Source organism: Pseudomonas protegens, from assembly GCF_013407925.2.
Classification (GTDB): Bacteria; Pseudomonadota; Gammaproteobacteria; order Pseudomonadales; family Pseudomonadaceae; genus Aquipseudomonas; species Aquipseudomonas fluorescens_AP.
Map to the genome: position 1 here is coordinate 6,356,545 of NZ_CP060201.1, position 16,818 is coordinate 6,373,362.

The following is a 16,818-nucleotide window of genomic DNA, read 5'->3' on the forward strand; positions in this document are numbered from 1 at the left end:
CATGACCGCACAACAACCGATCGAACTGCCGCCGGTGCAGCACAAGCCGCGCGCCGTGCGCCTGCTGAAGTGGGGCGCCGGGCTGCTGCTGGGGGCCGTGGCCGCCTGGCTGCTGTGGCAGTGGGCCAATGACATGGCCGGGGTGCGCCGCGAAGCGCCGAAGGTGCCGACCATCATCCCGCTGCCGCCTCCGCCGCCACCCCCACCGCCGCCTCCGGAGAAGCCCAAGGAGCCGGAGCCCGTGGAAGAAAAGGTGCCGGAGCCCGAGCCCACGCCGACCCCCGAGGAGGTCAAGCCGGAGGAGGAGGCCCCGCCATCGCCGGCGGACGATCTGGCCAACCCGATGCAGATCGACGGCGACGCCCAGTCCGGCAACGACGGCTTCAATGTCGGCGCCGGCAAGGGTGGCGGCATGGCTGGCGCCGGTGGCGGCGGGCTGGGCACCGGCACCTACAAACAGTACCTGGCGGCGACCTTTCAACGGGTGCTGCGCGAGGACCCGGAGCTGCGCAAGAAGGCCTATGCGCTGCAGGTGGACCTGTGGCTCGGCGCCGACGGCCAAGTGACCCGTGCCGAACTGGCCGGCTCCAGCGGCAACCCCGAGACCGACCAGCAGGTGCTGGCGGCGCTGCGGGCCACGCCGCGCCTGAAAGAACGTATGCCGGCGTCCCTGACCTTGCCGGTGCGCCTGTCCCTCAAGGGCCGGCGCCCGGAATGAGCGAACCCCTATTTGCAGTTTCTACAGGAGTTGTGTGCAGATGATTTCCACCGTGAATCGATTGACCCTGGCGCTCGGCATGGTCGCCCTGACCCTGGCCGGACAGGCCTCGGCCGCCGCGGCCGCGCCTTCGGAGAACGCCACGATCAACCTGATCCGTCTGTTGGTGCAGCAGGGGGTACTGCCGCAGGCCAAGGCCGAGGCGCTGATTGCCCAGGCCGAGCAGGAGGCCCAACAGGCCCGGCAGGCCAGCGCCGCTACCGTCGTGGCGGCCCCTGGCCCCACGGCGGCGCCGGGGGATGTGCGGGTGCAATACGTGCCGGCGATCGTTCGCGAGCAGATCCGCGATCAGGTCAAGGCCGAGGTCATGGCCACCGCCAAGCAGGAGAACTGGGCCCAGCCCAACACCTTTCCGGACTGGGTGTCGCGCATCAGCTTTGACGGCGACATCCGCCTGCGCGAGGAATCGCGGTTCTTTGCCGACAACAACAGCAACGAGATCGTCGACTACGCCAAGCTCAACGACAGCGGCCCCTACGACGTCAACAAGGACACCAACAGCAAGCTGCCGCCGCTGCTCAACAGCCGCGAAGACCGCGACAACCTGTTCCGCCTGCGCGCGCGCCTGGGGATGAAGGCGGTGATCTCGCCGGAATGGACCGCCGGCATCCGCATCGGCACCGGCTCGGACAACAACCCGGTGTCCACCACCCAGACCCTGGGCGGCGGCTTTGGCAAGAAGGACATCTGGCTCGACCAGGGCTACCTGACCTGGAAGGCCAGGCAGGACCTGACCCTGACCGGCGGGCGTTTCGCCAACCCGTTCTATTCCACCGACATGCTGTATTCCAACGACCTGAACTTCGACGGCGTGGCGGCGCTGTTCAACCACAAGCTCAGCAGCGACTGGGGTCTGTTTGGCACCCTCGGCGTGTTCCCGGTGGAGTACACCAACGACACCGCCACCAGCAACGGATTCGACAAGAACGAGAGCGACACCAAGTGGCTGTTCGGCGGGCAGATCGGCGCCAACTGGAAGATCAACCGCAGCAACAGCCTCAAGGGCGCCTTGGCCTACTACCGCTTCGACGACATCGAAGGCCAGCGCTCCAGTCCCTGCGCGCCCTGGGCCGGGGCTCCGGGCTGCGACACCGACGGCTCACGCGTGGCCTTCATGCAGAAGGGCAACAGCGTGTTCCTGCTGCGCGACATCACCCCCAACCCGGCCACGCCGGGCCTGACCCCGCAGCCGCAGTTCGTCGGCCTGGCCTCGAAGTTCGACGTGCTCGACCTGAACCTGGCCTGGGACACCGAGCTGCCGGACGACCTGCGCCTGCGCAGCCAGACCAACTTCATCCGCAACCTGGCCTACGACAAGGGCGAGATGCTCAAGCGCAGCGAGGGCGAGATCGTCAACAACATCAACCGCAACGGCCAGTTCGAAAGTGGCGGCAACGCGCTGCTGGTGCAGTTCACCCTGGGCAACGCCCTGGAGATGAAGAAGTCCGGCGATTGGAACCTGCTGGCCGGTTACAAGTACATCCAGCCCGATGCCTTGCCGGACGGTTTCAACGATTCCTCGTTCCATCTGGGGGGCACCAACGCCAAGGGCTATTTCGTCGGCGGCAACTACGGCATCGACAAGAACATCTACGCCACGGCCCGCTACATGAGCGCCTCGGAAGTCTACGGGCCGCGTTATGAAGTCGACGTCATGCAGCTTGAACTCAACACGCGCTTCTAAGCATCAGGAGGAAGGTTATGAACAGCCGAGCGAGGGCAGGGGCGGTCAGCCTGTTAGTGGCCTGGGGCGTGCTGGCCAGCGCCAGCGCTAGCGCCGAAGGCATGGAGGAGCGCCTGCGCACCCAGTTGCGCAGCACCACCCAGCAGTTGCAGGCCCTGCAAAGCGAGCAGGCCCAGGCCGCGGCGGCGCGGATCGCCGCCGAGAACGCGGCCAAGCAAGCCCAGGCCGAGGTCAAGCAACTGAGCGCCGAGCTGGCCAAGACCCGCGGCGTGGCCGAGCAACTGGCCGGCCAGCAACAGAACCTGCAAAGCCAGGCCCAAGCCCAGGCCGCAGCCAGCAGCGAGCAGTTGGGCAAGTTCAAGAAAGCCTACGAGGACCTGTTGGTGCTGGCCCGGGGCAAGGAAGCCGAGCGGGCGAAATTGCAGGCGCAATTGAGCGAACGTGACACACAAGTGCAGCAATGCGCGGTCAAGAATCAACAGATGTACGGCGTCGCCAAACAGATTCTGGCGGCCTACGAAAAGATCGATGTGGCTGAGCTGGTGAAAATCCGTCAGCCCTTCGCCGGCAGCGCCCGGGTCAAGTTCGAGGAACTGGCCCAGGGCTTTGGCGACGAGCTTTACCAGACCCAGTTCGACGCCCCGCAGGCGGCGAGCGCCCACTGATCACCAGGGAAGAGATGACCATGACTTTGATTACCAGCGTCACCACCGACAGCCTCACCGACCTGCTGCAAGGCGCCGGCTACCGGGTCAACCAGACCGAACAGAACGGCATCGTGCAACTGCTCAGCGCCAGCCAGGGCATCGGCTACGCCGTGCGTTTCGGCAACCCGGGCAGCGAGGCCGGGCACTACGTGGACTTCACCTACAGCTGCGCCTTGCGGGTGCAGGGTGAGCTGCCGGCGGGGCTGGCGCAATTGTGGAACGCATCGCGGCGCTTTGCCCGGCTGTCGCTGCAGGGCGAATTCCTGGTGATGGAGATGGACGTGGTGGTGGCCGGGGTCGGCGAGACTCACCTGCGCAGCCAACTGGAACTGTGGGACCGGCTGTTGCAGGAGTTCATCGTTTACCTGCGCGAATACAGCCAGCAGGCGGCGCGCTTGCAGGAGCAGGTCGAGCAGCCTCAGACGTCGGTGGAGCAACCCCGTGAAGAGGCGGTGAGCCTGTGAAAAAGCCGACCCTGGTGGTCGGTGCCGGGGCACTGACCTTGCTCGGCCTGGCGCTGGGGCTGGCCCTGCGCCCGGGCAACGATCCGGTGGCAGCGCAGCAGCCGGCACCGGCCGTGTTGCAGCAATCGGCGAGCACGCCGGCGGTGGCGCGCCTGGGCAACCAGCAGGTGGCGGCCGAGGAACTCAAGGCGCTGTTCGCCAGCCTGCCCGAGGAGTCCCGGGGGCAATTGCGCGGCAACCGCCCGGCCCTGGAAGCCTGGATACGTTCGCGCTTGGCGGAAAAGGTCGTGCTGGAACAGGCCGATGCCCAGGGCTGGCGCCAGCGCCCGGAGGTGGAGCAGCAGACCCGCGCCGCCACCGAGCAGATCGTGTTTCGCGACTACCTGCAGTCGGTCAGCCAGGTCCCGGCGGACTACCCCAGCGCGGCGGAATTGCAGCAGGCCTATGACAGCGGCAAGGCGGCGTGGCTGACCCCGCCGCTGTACCGGGTCAGCCAGATCTTCCTGAGCGTCGCCGACCCGCAGGCTGTCGAGCAGGTACGCCGCCAGGCGCAGGAACTGAGCCGCAAGGCCCAGGCCGCGCCGGGGGAGTTTGCCGCGCTGGCGGCGCAGTACTCCCAGGACCGCGATAGCGCCCAGCGCGGCGGCGACTCGGGGCTGCAACCCTTGCAGCAACTGGTGCCGGAAGTGCGCAGCGCCGTGGCCCGGCTCAAGGTCGGTGGCGTCTCCGACGTGGTGCAGAGCGCGGCGGGATTCCACGTGCTCAAGCTCACCGAACAGCAGCCGGCGCGCACCGCGACCCTGGACGAGTTGCGCGAGCGCCTGACCCAGGCCCTGCGCGCCCAGCGCCAGGAGCAGATCGCCAAGGCCTACCTGGAAGGCATGCTCAACACCGCGACCCTGAGCATCGATGGCGCCGTGTTGAATCAGGTCCTGGAGGACAAACTGTAGGCGCTGGCTGGCCAGCGAAGGCGATCTCACTGGCCCCACCGCCCGCCAGTCAAGGAAGCAACAGTCAACAAGACAGGGAGTCACCGATGGCATTTCTCGAACCCGCTCCACTTCAGGGGGTAGCCCCCTACATCGCACCTCAGGAACCCCGCGAGGCCTGGCTGGCCCTGGCCGCCGGGATCGATCCGGAGGTTGCCCAGTATTTTCTGGTCAGTGCCCGCTGCGGCTGCTTCATGCAGGCGGCGCGCAGCCTGAACATCAAGGCCACGCTGTTGCGCAAGCAACTGGCGCTTTTGGAAGAGCACCTGCGCCGTTCGCTGTTCTGTTATCAGGGCAATGTCCTGAGCCTGAGCCGCGAAGGCCTGCAACTGCAGGGCCAGTTACTGGCCCTGGCGCACCAGCGTCGGCTGCCGGTGGTGGAGCAGCCGTTGATTCGCCTGGCCGTGGCGCAAACCATCCTCCACGACATCCTCGGCCGCGACCTGATCGCCTTGCTGCGGCGCAACGCCAGCGCGCGTCTGGAGATCATCTCCATCGACAGCGACCTGTCCCTGCAGGCCCTGAGCGCCGACCTGGTGCTGTGGCTGGCGGCCGAAGACTCGCCGCTGCCGGGTCCCAGCTTCGCCACTGGCGAACCCGTGCCCCTGGCGCGCATCGACTACCTGCCGCACATCGCCAAGCGCTACTCACGGGTGGCGGCGCGTCCCGACAGCCTCGACGACCTCAGCGACTACATGCTGGTGCAGTGGCAGCACGACCGTCAGGTAGAGCCGTTCCGGCCCTGGAACAGCCTGGTGGAACAGCGCCTGGGCGGGGTGGTGCAGGTGCACTCCTATGAACTGATGCTGGAGATGATCCGTTGCAGCGCCTGCATTGGCTTGCTGCCGCGGTACATGAGCCACTTCGACCGCGGCCTGACCGCCTTGCCGGGGCTGTTCCAGGACAGCATGCAGCGCCGCGCCTGGCTGGCGGTGAATGCCCGGGTGGAACATGAGGAACAGGTGCAGCAACTGGTGGAGCTGATCCTCAATACCTTCAGCGAGCGCCAGGACTGGTTTGTCTGAACGGACCCGCCCGCGACGCCGCGACCCTGTAGGCGCCGGCTGGCCGGCGAAGGCCCCACCAGCCTTGCGCCGGACTCGGCCTCGCCTTGGGTGGCACGCCGGCGCCTACGGGCAGCCACCGCGACGCCTGGTCGGCGAACCCGCGCCATCCCTCGTCATGCAGTGGTTCATGGTCTTACACTCCACGGTCACTTCGACTTCAAGGACGATCTCGCCATGCCCGACGCCCAGCCCTCCATCGTTATCGAGCGTTGCACCGAAGCCCATATCGATGGCCTCGCCGCGCTGTACAGCGAACCCAGCGTGGCCGCCCAGACTCTGTTACTGCCTTATCAGTCCCGCGAGTTGTGGCGCAAGCGGGTCGGACTGGGGCAGGAAAATGAAGGGCTGGTGGCCCTGGTGGCGCTGCACCAGGGCTCGGTGATCGGCAGTTGCAGCCTGAGCCAGGTGGCGCGGGTGCGTCGCGCCCATTGCGCGGACGTGGCCATGGGCGTGTCCCCGGCCTGGCAACGCCAGGGCGTCGGCAGCCGGCTGCTGGCGGCGGTGCTGGAGGTGGCCGACAACTGGATGAACCTGCGCCGGGTGGAGTTGACGGTGTATGCCGACAACCAGGCCGCCATTGCGCTGTACCAGAAATTCGGCTTCGAGACCGAAGGCCAACTGCGCGACTACGCCGTACGCGACGGCGGTTATGTCGATGTGCTGAGCATGGCGCGCTTGCGTCGTTGATGCCGGGTTCGTGTAGCCGCTGCCGCAGGCTGCGATCGGCTTGGGCGGCATTCCGACGCAGGAGACGCAGGGATCTTCAGGCCGCCCGAGGTTCGACAGGCGATCGCCAAGCAAGGCCTCACGGGCCTTGACGTTCACTCCCGCAAAGCGAAATCCACCGCCGCCCGGGCATGCAGTTCGGTGGTGTCGAGCAGGGGCAGGGGGCTGTGCTCTGGCTTGAGCAGCAGGCCGATTTCCGTGCAGCCGAGGATGATGGCCTGGGCACCACGGGCCCTGAGTGATTCGATCACCTGTTGGTATACCCGGCGCGACGCGTCGCTGATGATCCCCACGCACAATTCCTCATAGATGATCCGGTGCACCGCCTGGCGCTCCTGCGCATCGGGCACCAGCACATTCAGTCCTTGTTGGCTCAGGCGGCTCTTGAGGAACTCCTGCTCCATGGTGAAGGCGGTGCCCAGCAGCCCGACGTTCAGGGTGCCGGCCGCCAGCGCGGCCTGGGCCGTGGGGTCGGCGATGTGCAGGAAGGGCACGGTAGTGGCCGCCTGGATCTGCTCGGCCACCTTGTGCATGGTGTTTGTACAGAGCACCAGGCACTCGGCGCCGCCGTCCTGTAAACGCTGGGCGGCGTCTATCAGAATCCGCGCCGCTTCATCCCAGCGCCCGGCGTGCTGGGCCTGTTCGACAGGCCCGAAGTCGACGCTGTACATTAGCAACCGCGCCGAGCGCAGCGGCCCCAATTGATCGCGAACCTGCTGATTGATCAGGCGATAGTATTCGGCGCTGGACTCCCAGCTCATGCCGCCGATCAGGCCGATGGTGCGCATGGGCAACTCCTCTGTGGTGTGGGTGAGTGAGCTTCAGTTTCGTCTCGCCTGCGCTGGTGATCTATCAGGAAATTTCACATGCCCGAGGTCCTCGAACACCGTCTGCTGGGCGGTCGGCTGCTTCTGCAACTGTTGCCCGCAGCCGCCTACAGCGCGCGCGATCCGGCGCAGTGGCAGACCCTGGGCGTGACCCTGGAACGCCAGCGCGGGGTGCATGCCATCGACTCCGACCGGCGTGAGGATTTCGACACCTGGCCCGGCACCCTGGCCTTGACGCCCAAGGGCGTGGAAGTGTTCTCCGAATCTGCCTGTGGCGGTGAATACCTGCTGGCGCGCTGGCAGGAGCAGACGCCGCTGATCCCCGGCGAGCGCCGTCTGCAGAGTTCGGGGCATGCCCAGGCCCTGGCCCTGGGGCGTGAAGCCCGGCGCCTGTTGCTGGCGCCTGCCACCGATGAGTTGGCCCTGGAGCACTGTGCCCTGGCCTTTGTCGGTCTGTCCCAGTCTCGCCACATTCCCACGGCGCCGTTACCACGGTTGGGGCAGGTGCTGGAGCAGATGGCCGACCAGTACGCCCAGCCCTTGTCCCTGGCGCAATTGGCACTCACTTACGGTCACAACGAACTGCGACTGCTGCGGGACTTTCGCCGCGCCGTCGGCATGACGCCCCATGCCTGGATCACCGAGGTGCGGCTGCAGGCAGCCCGGCGCTTGCTGGAACGCACGGACCTGCCCTTGGCAGCGATTGCCCACGACAGCGGCTTTGCCCACCAATCGCACCTGGGCAGCGCCTTGCGCAAAAGCCTCGGCCTGACCCCGCGCCAGTACCGGCTGCGTTTTCACTTGTGTCTCCCTGCACCTGTCCGGTATCCCAGCCGCGGGCAGTAAACGGCCCGCAGCGACATGGCAGGGCAAGGCCGGTGCCAGCGGCTAGAGGAATGGGCCGGCCCTGGGGTAAACACCCCAACGCCCGGCACCGGCATCTGCCATGATCAATACCGGCGACCTGCAGTTCCCAAGGGTCGATGCCAGGGACACACCGCAATGGACGATATCCAGCAATTGGGCGAGATGCTCCGGCACTATGCCGCCAGCGAAGCCCACAAGAAGCAGCTGTTCGACAGCCAGTCATTGGTCTGGGCCCGGCGTATTCATGAGCTGTTCGGGCAGATTGAAGAGTGGCTGGCACCGGTGCTGCAGCCGGACCTGCTGGAGCTGCATCGCGAGCCCTATGTGGCCTTCAGTGCGGCATTGCCGGTGCAAAGCTCCACCTTCAACAGCGAGAAACTGACCATCACCATTGCGGGCAAGCCGGTGGAGTTCGTCCCGGATGTGATGGGGGCCAATGGACAGATATCCCTGGCGGTGATCGGCCTGACGGCGGCGCGCCTGGGCAGTGTTTCCCTGGTGGGCGAGGCCTCCGGCAGTTGGCAATGGCGCAAGACCAATGGCCTCAAGGACCCTGACACCTTCGTTTTCGACGGCAACTTCCTGGCCGCCCAATTGCAGAGCCTGATCCCCCGCGAGCGCGCCTGATGTAGGCGCCGGCAACTGTAGGAGCTGGCTTGCCAGCGAAAGCGGCCACCGGTCATGTGCACGTCTTGCGGGCCTCTTCGCCGGCAAGCCGGCTCCTACGGGGCAACACGCAGCGCCGGCAACTGTAGGAGCTGGCTTGCCAGCGAAAGCGGCCGCCGGCCATGTGCACGTCTTGCGGGCCTCTTCGCCGGCAAGCCGGCTCCTACGGAGTGCGTTACATGTCCAGGTTGATCCATCCCGGCTTGGGCTCTTCCGGCGCGACGGCATTGATCTTCTTGCCCGTGGCCAACTCCACCCGGCGGGCCACCTCGGGATCATCGGCAAAGGGAATCAGGCTGGCGTCATCCAGGCTCTTGGCGCTCTGGTGGCGTAGGCAGTACTCGATGCAGAGGTAGAGAAACGCCACCCCCAGCAGGTTGAACAGAATATCCATCGGTCATCCGGCTCCCTGAAAAAAAGCGCCGGTCACTGGGACCGGCGTGGACTGGTTGGGTCAGGCGACCTGCGCGTCGCTCAGGGCCAGTTTTTCATCGGCCACGCGTACGGTGCGCCAGGTGTTGTAGGCCATCAGCAGCATGCCGCTGAGGAAGAACACACCACCGGCAAAACGCACCACGAACCCCGGATGGCTGGCCACCAGGGCCTCGACGAAGGAGTAGGTGAGGGTGCCGTCTTCGTTGACCGCGCGCCACATCAGGCCCTGGGTGATGCCGTTGACCCACATTGAAGCGATGTAGAGCACGGTGCCGATGGTGGCCAGCCAGAAGTGCAGGTTGATCAGCGGCACGCTGTACATCTGCTCGCGGCCGAAGACCTTGGGCACCATGTGGTAGATCGCACCGAAGGTGATCATTGCCACCCAGCCCAGGGCCCCGGCATGCACATGGCCGATGGTCCAGTCGGTGTAGTGGGAGAGGGCGTTGACGGTCTTGATCGCCATCATCGGGCCTTCAAAGGTGGACATGCCGTAGAACGCCAGGGACAGCACCAGGAACCGCAGGATCGGGTCGGTGCGCAGCTTATGCCAGGCCCCGGAGAGGGTCATCATGCCGTTGATCATGCCGCCCCAGCTGGGGGCCAGGAGAATCAGCGACATGGCCATGCCCAGGGACTGGGCCCAGTCCGGCAGGGCGGTGTAGTGCAAGTGGTGCGGGCCGGCCCAGATGTACAGGGTGATCAGCGCCCAGAAGTGCACGATGGACAGGCGATAGGAGTACACCGGGCGTCCCACTTGCTTGGGCACGAAGTAGTACATCATCCCGAGAAAGCCGGTGGTCAGGAAAAAGCCCACGGCGTTGTGCCCGTACCACCACTGGACCATGGCGTCGGTGGCCCCGGAATACACCGGGTAGGACTTGAACCAGTCCACCGGGATCGACAGGTGGTTGACCACGTGGAGCATGGCGATCACCAGGATGAAGGCCCCAAAGAACCAGTTACCGACATAGATGTGCTGGCTCTTGCGCCGCACCACGGTGGTGAAGAAGACGATGGCGTAGGCCACCCAGACCACCGCCATCCACACCGCGCCGGCGAATTCGATCTCGGCGTATTCCTTGGTGGTGGTGTAGCCCAGGGGCAGGGTGATCAGCATGATCACGATCACCGACTGCCAGCCCCAGAACGTGAAGGCGGCCAGGGTGTCGGAGTACAGCCGTACCTGGCAGGTGCGCTGTACGGCGTAGTAGCTGGCGGCGAACTGGGCGCTGCCGGCGAAGCCGAAGATCACCAGGCTGGTGTGCAGCGGCCGCAGGCGGCCGAAGGTGCTCCAGGGCAGATCGAGGTTCATCTCCGGCCACACCAGTTGCGAGGCGATCCACACCCCCATGGCCATGCCGATCACGCCCCATACCACGGTTGCGACGACGAATTGGCGAACCACCTTGTAGTTGTAGGCCTGTCCGATTGTTGCTGAGTTCATGGTCAATGCTTCCACGGTTGCAAAGTCTTGCCAGGCCACCCGGTCTGGCACGGGGTGCACTGTAGGAATCAGCGAGGAAACAAAACAGGCTCAGAAAAAACGCATTAATACGGATCAGATTTATCTCGTGTCCACGGCGTCGCCGTCACGGCTGATATGGTTTTTTAGTTTTGACCTGAATCTGTAACGTTCTGCGCCGCACGCGCATAGTCGCCCCCTCACAGCACGCGCCGTTAGAGCACGACCAGTTTCGATGAGGTAGGGATATGTATCAGTACGACGAATATGACCGGGCCCTGGTCTTTGAGCGGGTGGCACAGTTTCGCGATCAGGTCGAGCGCTTCATGGGCGGCCAGCTGAGCGAGGAGGAGTTCCTGCCCCTGCGCCTGCAGAACGGCCTCTATATGCAGAAGCATGCGTTCATGCTGCGGGTGGCGATTCCCTACGGCACCCTGAGTGCCCGGCAGATGCGCACCCTGGCCAGCATCGCCCGGGACTTCGACCGCGGCTACGGCCATTTCACCACCCGGCAGAACCTGCAGTTCAACTGGATCGAGCTGGCCCAGGTGCCGGACATCCTGCAGCGTCTGGCCGAGGTCGAGATGCACGCCATCCAGACTTCCGGCAACTGCGTGCGCAACATCACCACCGAGGCCTTCGCCGGGGTCGCCGCCGATGAATACCTGGACCCGCGCCCGCTTGCCGAGATCCTCCGGCAGTGGTCCACCATCAACCCGGAATTCCTGTTCCTGCCGCGCAAGTTCAAGATCGCCATCTGCTCGGCCAGGCAGGACCGCGCGGCGATCATGATGCATGACATCGGTCTGTACCTGTACCGCGACCGCCGTGGCCAGATGCTGCTGCGGGTGATCGTCGGTGGCGGCCTGGGGCGCACGCCGATCCTCGGCCTGCAGATCCGTGACGGCTTGCCCTGGCAGCATCTGCTGTCTTATGTCGAGGCGGTGCTGCGGGTCTACAACCGCTACGGCCGGCGCGACAACAAGTACAAGGCGCGGATCAAGATCCTGGTCAAGGCCCTGGGCATCGAGGCCTTCGCCAAGGAAGTGGAGGAGGAGTGGCAGCACCTCAAGGACGGTCCGGCGCAGCTCACCGACGAGGAGTACCAGCGGGTGGCCAGCGCCTTTGTGCCGCCGATCTACGAGCGCCTGGCGGACACCGACCTGGACTACGGCAGTCACCTGGCCGAGTCGCCGGCCTTCGCCCGCTGGGTGGCGCGCAATGTGCACCCGCACAAGGTGCCGGGCTACACCTGCGTGGTGCTGTCGACCAAACCGGGGCCCAGCTCGCCGCCGGGGGACGTCACCGGGCAGCAGATGGAAGCGGTGGCCGACTGGTCCGAGCGCTTCGGTTTCGGCGAGATCCGCATCGCCCATGAACAGAACATCGTCCTCCCGGATGTGCCCAAGTCGCAGTTGTTCGAACTGTGGCAGCGGGCCTCTGAGCACGGCCTGGGCACCGCCAACGTCGGCCTGCTGACCGACATCATCGCCTGCCCGGGCGGCGACTTCTGCGCCCTGGCCAACGCCCGCTCGCTGCCGATTACCCTGGCCATCCAGCAGCGTTTCGACGACCTGGACTACCTCCACGACCTGGGGGACATCAGCCTGAACATTTCCGGCTGCATGAATGCCTGCGGCCACCACCACATCGGCAATATCGGCATCCTCGGGGTCGACAAGAACGGCAGCGAGTGGTTCCAGGTCACCCTGGGCGGCGCCAAGGGCACGGACAGCGCCCTGGGCAAGGTGATCGGCCCGTCCTTCAGCGCCGAGGAAATTCCCGAGGTGATCGAACGCATCATCGCCACCTTCGTGCGTTACCGCGAAAGCGACGAACCCTTCGTCGACACCCTGCAGCGCATCGGCCTGGAGCCGTTCAAGGAGCGGGTCTATCCCAAGGCTGCGGAGGCGCTGGCATGAACAATCTGCTGCGTCTGCATGAAGGTGAAGCCCAGTTGGTGGAGGACGATGCCTGGAGCCTGGTGCGCGAAGTCGACGAGGCGCTGCCCGAGGGGCCGTTGATCCTGCCCCTGGCCCTGTGGCTGATCCGCCGCATCGAGCATCACCCGGCCCGGGACGGGGTGTGGATCGGGCCGGACGACGAGGTGGAGAGCCTCAAGCCCTGGCTCAAGCTGATCCCGCTGATTGCCGTGGACTTCCCGAGCTTTCGCGATGGCCGGGGCTACAGCCAGGCTTACCTGCTGCGCACGCGGCTGGGCTGGATGGGCGAGTTGCGCGCCATCGGCGACGTGCTGCGCGACCAGCTCAGCCACATGCGCCAATGCGGCTTCGACAGCTTTGCCGTGCGCGAAGACAAATGCGCCCTGGATGCCCTCAAAGGGTTGGCGGGCATGAGCGTGCTGTATGGCCGCTCGGTGATCGAGCCGCGCCCCTTGTTCCGCCGCCGCTGACCGCCCTGGCGCAGGAGCCGGCTTGCCGGCCAAGGGGCCGGCGAACCTCGCACCGGCCTGAGTAGCACCCGCTCCTGCGGGTTTTACGCCGAGCGGTTTGCCCTGCAGGAGCCGGCTTGCCGGCGAAAGGGCCTGCGAGTCCCGCGCCTGGCTGACGTCCTTGAAGGCGCGAGGGCGCTCCAGGTCGCCCGGGGCAGTGGCCGATAAAAAACACGCCTTCGCCGATCGGCCTTGGCTATACCTGTAACTCCCCCTGGCCAGTTCCTGGCTGCTTCACCTACAGGAGTTACCCATGAAGCTTGTACTGATGATTGGCACGGCGTGCCTGGCCTCCCTGGCACTGGTCGGCTGCTCCAGCAACCTGACTCAGCCCGACGAGTATTCCGGGTTTCTCCAGGATTACAGCCGGCTCAAGGAGGCCAAGTCGCCCTCCGGGGTTGAGGTGATGCGCTGGATCGATCCCAAGCTGGATGTCAGCCGGTACCGGGCCATCTATATCGAACCCACCCAGTTCTACCCTCGGCCCCAGGCCACGACGAAGATTCCCCAGGGCACCCTCAACGCGATCAATCAGTACTACGACCAGGCCCTCAGGCGCGAGGCGGCCCGCAGTCTGCCCCTGGCCCAGGGCCCCGGGCCGGGCGTGGTGGTGGTCCGGGCGGCAATCACTGCGGTCAGCAGCAAGACCGAAGGCCTGAAACCCTATGAAGTGATTCCCGTGGCGCTGGTGGCGGCGGCGGTGAGCACCGCCACCGGGATTCGCGACCAGCAGACCACCCTCGGCACCGAGGCGGTGTTTCTCGATGGCAGCAGCGGCCAGGTGATTGCCCAGGTGGTGCGCAAGGGCACCGGCAAGCCCCTGGCGAATGACAGCCAGGTGATGAAGGCCGAGGACGTGAAAAACGTCATCGACGGCTGGGCGGCGGACTTTCACCAGTCGTTCGCCAAGCTCAAGGCGCGCTAGCCGCGGTTCATCCGGCGGCGGTCCAGCGCACCGCCGCCCCGTTCAGTAATCCACCTGGGCCTGCTTGTTGTAGTAGCTGAGCAGCGAGTCGTAGGCCCGCACCACGGCGTGATAGTCCTCGCTCAGGCGCTCGGGCGCGGCCTGCTCCTGCCAGTCCTCGTGCAAAGTGCGCAAGGCCCGCTGGTAGTGCAGGGCCGGCCGGGTGATCTGGCTCCACAGGTAATGGGCTGGCTGGGTGCGGCCGTTCTGCGGTCGGTTGCGCAAGGGCTGCCCGGCCTCCCAGGCCTGCTGCAGATCCTCGCTGGCCTTGGCCAGTTGCAGCGGGGTCAGGGTTTTCTCGCGCACGCCCTGACTGAGCTGCTCCACCGTGAGCCGCGCCTGGATCATGTAGTTGAGCAGGTGCCAGTGGATGTCCTGTCCCAGGCGTTGCTCAAGCAAGCGCTGTTGTTCGCGGCGGGCGCCGATGTCGGCGCTGGCCAGGGCGGCGCGCAGGTCGGCGGAGGCTTGCAGGTAGCGGTCGAAGTCGGGCTGGAGCCGGGCCACGGTGGCCGGATCTTCCTCGGCCGGCATGTAGGCGCCGGGCACCGCGCTGGAATGGGCGCGGCGGGCCAGGTTGGCCTGGTGCAGGGCGTCTATGTAGCGCTCGGCCAGGCCGATCAGCGGCGAATCGGGTTGCAGGTGGCGCAGGCGATAGAGCATGCGCGGTTCGCATTCGCGCGCGGGCAGGGCGTCCATGTTGGTTTTCGCGCTGTCGGCGAAGTCCCGGGCATTGTTCATCAGGTCGTCGAATGCCAGGCGCCAGGCCGATTGCGCGCCGTAGGTGTAATAGCCCAGGCGCCAGGGCACGTCGTACTGGTTGACGCAGTCGATCAGTGGCGCTCGGGCCGCGGCCTCGGCGCTGGCGCGGCTGTCCAGGCCGGCCAGCCAGAGTTCGAAGCGGGCGATCGGGGCGCCGGCGCCCAGGAGGGCAAACAAGCCGAAAATCAGCGCGCAGCCGAAAATCAGCAAAGGACGCTGGCTCATGGCTGGCCCTCCTGGAGGTACCACTGGGCTTTTGTGGCTGGCGCCGCGCACTCGGCGACCTGGGCCGGCATGCGTGCGCACAGGCGCTCGGTCCAGGGCTGCAGGCCCTGATAGCGCCCGGCGGTGTGGCGTTCGTCGAACCATTTGAAGGTGGCAAGGGCGGCCACCAGCAGTATCAGCGCCGTGCCCAGCAGCAGGCGGCGCGGCCAGGGGTTGATGCGTTGCCAGGCGCTCAGCGGGTCGATCTGCCGTTGGCGGCCCAGGGCGACCAGTAGCTGGACCGCGAGATAAGCCGGGGCCGCCGCCGGGTGGATCACCGCGCCCAGCAGGCCGCCGAGCAGCGCGACGGGCAACAGGTCGCGGATCAGTTGCATGGAGTGATAGGGCGCGTGGCGCCACGGCAGGCGCCGGCTGAGGCGTTCGTCCCACAGCGACAGGCGCTGGCTCAGGGGTTGCCAGAGCCGCTGCAGCCCTTCGCCCGCGGCGCAGAAGCACAAGGACCAGACCAGCGTCACCCCGATCATCTCCCAGGGGCTGGTGTCTTGCCCGCTGTACGTGCTCACGGCGCCGACCAGGCAGGCCAGGACCACGCCCAGGAGCATCGGCCAGCTGTCGATGGCGTGCTCCCAGTCACGCCAGAAGTAGGGATTGCCGGCCGGCATGCCGGCGGCGATGTCCGGGTAGTCGGCGGACAGGCTCGCCGCCAGCTTGTGGCAGGCCTCCCAGTCCTGGCTGCCCAGGTGCCGGGCCCAGGCGCGGCGCTGACTGAAGCTCAGGGGCGCCAGCAACAAGCGCGCGGCGCGGTGTTGCGGGGTCATGGGCGGTTCGCTCGCCAGTTGTTGCTGGCGGGCCAGGTACAGCGGGGCCTGATGGCGTTTGAGCAGGCGCGGCCACAACAGGTCCGGGCAGCTGTTGTCGCCCGCGGATCGCCAACCCTGGCCGGCGCACAGCGCCTGGAAGATCGCCACCGACCAATAGGGGCTGTCCGCCAGCAATTGCGCCAGCCAGTGGTTGAACCATTGTCGATGTTGCAGGTGCAGCAGCCAAGGATGCGCCGAGCGCTGGGCATAGGCCTGCAGGAATGCGGTTTCATCCCTGGCCTGCAGGGCCGCGGCCAGCGGTGCCTGGACCTGTTGATACAGCTGTTGCTGCAGTTCCAGCACCAGGTATTCCGGCAGGTCCAGGCGTTGCCAGGCGCTCATCCAGCGCAGATGCTCCAAGCCCCAGCGCAGAACCGCGTCGGCCTGTGTCGGGCGTTCGACGCAATGGCGCAGCAGGGCCAGTTCGAACTCATAGGCGCAGTCCTGCTCCTGGGCCTGCTGATAACGCTGGTCGAGCTGCTCGACGTGCAGCTCCTTGAGCAGGACGGCCACCCTTTGCACCGGCGACAGCGCCCGGATCAGCGGCTCGCTGGCGGTCGGGCTGTGGCCGGCGTCGGTTTCCAGGGGCGGGTCCTGCTCCCAGTCCTTGTGGGCCAGGGCTTGTTCATAGGCCTCGCGCAAGCGCTGGAAACCTTGCGGATCTTCGTCCGGGCGGGTCTGTTTCAGCAGCTTGGCGTAGTGGCGCTTGATGGTGCGGGTGTCAGCGGTGACCGGCAGGCCGAGTAGGGTCCAGCAACTCATTGGGCGATAGAACTCCATGCGACCCGTGGCAACATCCAGACATGACTGGAGGAAAGGGCGCACCCTACCGGTTTCCAGGGTAAAAGTCCCCCGACTCCAATCCGTCTATTGAACAGCGGGA

The 16,818-nt window shown here is 66.2% G+C and carries 17 protein-coding genes; 12 read left to right on the top strand and 5 right to left on the bottom strand.

Translation table 11 applies throughout. From position 1 onward, the window contains the following. Window position 1: 1 nt before the first annotated feature. The 7 genes from GGI48_RS29340 (at window position 2) to GGI48_RS29370 (ending at window position 6,376) form a co-directional block, all read left to right on the top strand. The gene (locus GGI48_RS29340) at window positions 2-718 is read left to right on the top strand and encodes an energy transducer TonB (RefSeq protein ID WP_047304609.1); all 717 of its coding nucleotides are present in this window, start codon (window positions 2-4) and stop codon (window positions 716-718) included. 40 nt (window positions 719-758) lie between these two features. Next, window positions 759-2,462 (top strand): putative porin, encoded by a 1,704-nt coding sequence (locus GGI48_RS29345; protein ID WP_179601450.1) that lies wholly within the window; start codon window positions 759-761, stop codon window positions 2,460-2,462. 17 nt (window positions 2,463-2,479) lie between these two features. Further along, window positions 2,480-3,127: a DNA repair protein gene (locus tag GGI48_RS29350; RefSeq protein ID WP_102879161.1), complete on the top strand. Its 648-nt coding sequence runs from the start codon at window positions 2,480-2,482 to the stop codon at window positions 3,125-3,127. Window positions 3,128-3,147: 20 nt separating this feature from the next. Continuing rightward, window positions 3,148-3,633, top strand: coding sequence for a YbjN domain-containing protein (locus GGI48_RS29355; protein ID WP_123390598.1), 486 nt, complete (start codon window positions 3,148-3,150; stop codon window positions 3,631-3,633). Beyond that, a complete protein-coding gene (locus tag GGI48_RS29360; protein ID WP_179601452.1) occupies window positions 3,630-4,583 on the top strand; it encodes a peptidylprolyl isomerase in 954 nt (317 codons plus the stop codon). The genes GGI48_RS29355 and GGI48_RS29360 overlap by 4 nt, the downstream gene beginning before the upstream one ends. Window positions 4,584-4,669: 86 nt before the next feature. Then, window positions 4,670-5,647: a LysR family transcriptional regulator gene (locus GGI48_RS29365; RefSeq protein ID WP_016965944.1), complete on the top strand. Its 978-nt coding sequence runs from the start codon at window positions 4,670-4,672 to the stop codon at window positions 5,645-5,647. Window positions 5,648-5,863: 216 nt separating this feature from the next. After that, window positions 5,864-6,376, top strand: a complete 513-nt coding sequence (locus tag GGI48_RS29370; protein ID WP_016963112.1) for a GNAT family N-acetyltransferase — start codon at window positions 5,864-5,866, stop codon at window positions 6,374-6,376. Between the two features lie 134 nt (window positions 6,377-6,510). Here GGI48_RS29370 and GGI48_RS29375 read toward each other — a convergent pair whose 3' ends face one another. Then, complete coding sequence (locus GGI48_RS29375) at window positions 6,511-7,203, bottom strand: aspartate/glutamate racemase family protein (RefSeq protein WP_179601454.1); 693 nt, start codon at window positions 7,201-7,203, stop codon at window positions 6,511-6,513. A 78-nt stretch (window positions 7,204-7,281) separates the two neighbouring features. On the opposite strand from GGI48_RS29375, the gene GGI48_RS29380 reads away from it, so the two are divergent. Together GGI48_RS29380 and GGI48_RS29385 are read left to right on the top strand one after the other, a co-directional pair. Further along, a complete protein-coding gene (locus GGI48_RS29380; protein ID WP_179601456.1) occupies window positions 7,282-8,088 on the top strand; it encodes a helix-turn-helix domain-containing protein in 807 nt (268 codons plus the stop codon). A gap of 156 nt (window positions 8,089-8,244) precedes the next feature. Then, a complete protein-coding gene (locus tag GGI48_RS29385; RefSeq protein WP_179601458.1) occupies window positions 8,245-8,736 on the top strand; it encodes a hypothetical protein in 492 nt (163 codons plus the stop codon). A gap of 214 nt (window positions 8,737-8,950) precedes the next feature. On the opposite strand, the gene GGI48_RS29390 is transcribed toward GGI48_RS29385, so the two are convergent. Further along, entirely contained in the window at window positions 8,951-9,169 is a 219-nt protein-coding gene (locus GGI48_RS29390; RefSeq protein ID WP_179601460.1) for a cbb3-type cytochrome c oxidase subunit 3, read from the bottom strand. Window positions 9,170-9,229: 60 nt separating this feature from the next. Next, window positions 9,230-10,657, bottom strand: a complete 1,428-nt coding sequence (gene ccoN / locus GGI48_RS29395; RefSeq protein ID WP_179601462.1) for a cytochrome-c oxidase, cbb3-type subunit I — start codon at window positions 10,655-10,657, stop codon at window positions 9,230-9,232. A gap of 266 nt (window positions 10,658-10,923) precedes the next feature. Between ccoN and GGI48_RS29400 the strand changes: the two genes are divergently transcribed. The 3 genes from GGI48_RS29400 to GGI48_RS29410 all read left to right on the top strand — a co-directional run bounded on the left by GGI48_RS29400 (window position 10,924) and on the right by GGI48_RS29410 (window position 14,052). Continuing rightward, window positions 10,924-12,597 (top strand): nitrite/sulfite reductase, encoded by a 1,674-nt coding sequence (locus GGI48_RS29400; RefSeq protein WP_103742336.1) that lies wholly within the window; start codon window positions 10,924-10,926, stop codon window positions 12,595-12,597. Beyond that, window positions 12,594-13,088: a DUF934 domain-containing protein gene (locus tag GGI48_RS29405; protein WP_103742335.1), complete on the top strand. Its 495-nt coding sequence runs from the start codon at window positions 12,594-12,596 to the stop codon at window positions 13,086-13,088. Before GGI48_RS29400 ends, GGI48_RS29405 begins: the two co-directional genes overlap by 4 nt. 292 nt (window positions 13,089-13,380) lie before the next feature. Beyond that, window positions 13,381-14,052, top strand: coding sequence for a DUF3313 domain-containing protein (locus tag GGI48_RS29410; RefSeq protein ID WP_179601464.1), 672 nt, complete (start codon window positions 13,381-13,383; stop codon window positions 14,050-14,052). Between the two features lie 42 nt (window positions 14,053-14,094). On the opposite strand, the gene GGI48_RS29415 is transcribed toward GGI48_RS29410, so the two are convergent. Both GGI48_RS29415 and GGI48_RS29420 read right to left on the bottom strand, forming a co-directional pair. Continuing rightward, entirely contained in the window at window positions 14,095-15,075 is a 981-nt protein-coding gene (locus GGI48_RS29415) for a DUF3829 domain-containing protein (RefSeq protein ID WP_179601466.1), read from the bottom strand. After that, window positions 15,072-16,697, bottom strand: coding sequence for a J domain-containing protein (locus tag GGI48_RS29420; protein ID WP_179601468.1), 1,626 nt, complete (start codon window positions 16,695-16,697; stop codon window positions 15,072-15,074). Before GGI48_RS29420 ends, GGI48_RS29415 begins: the two co-directional genes overlap by 4 nt. Window positions 16,698-16,818: the final 121 nt, after the last annotated feature.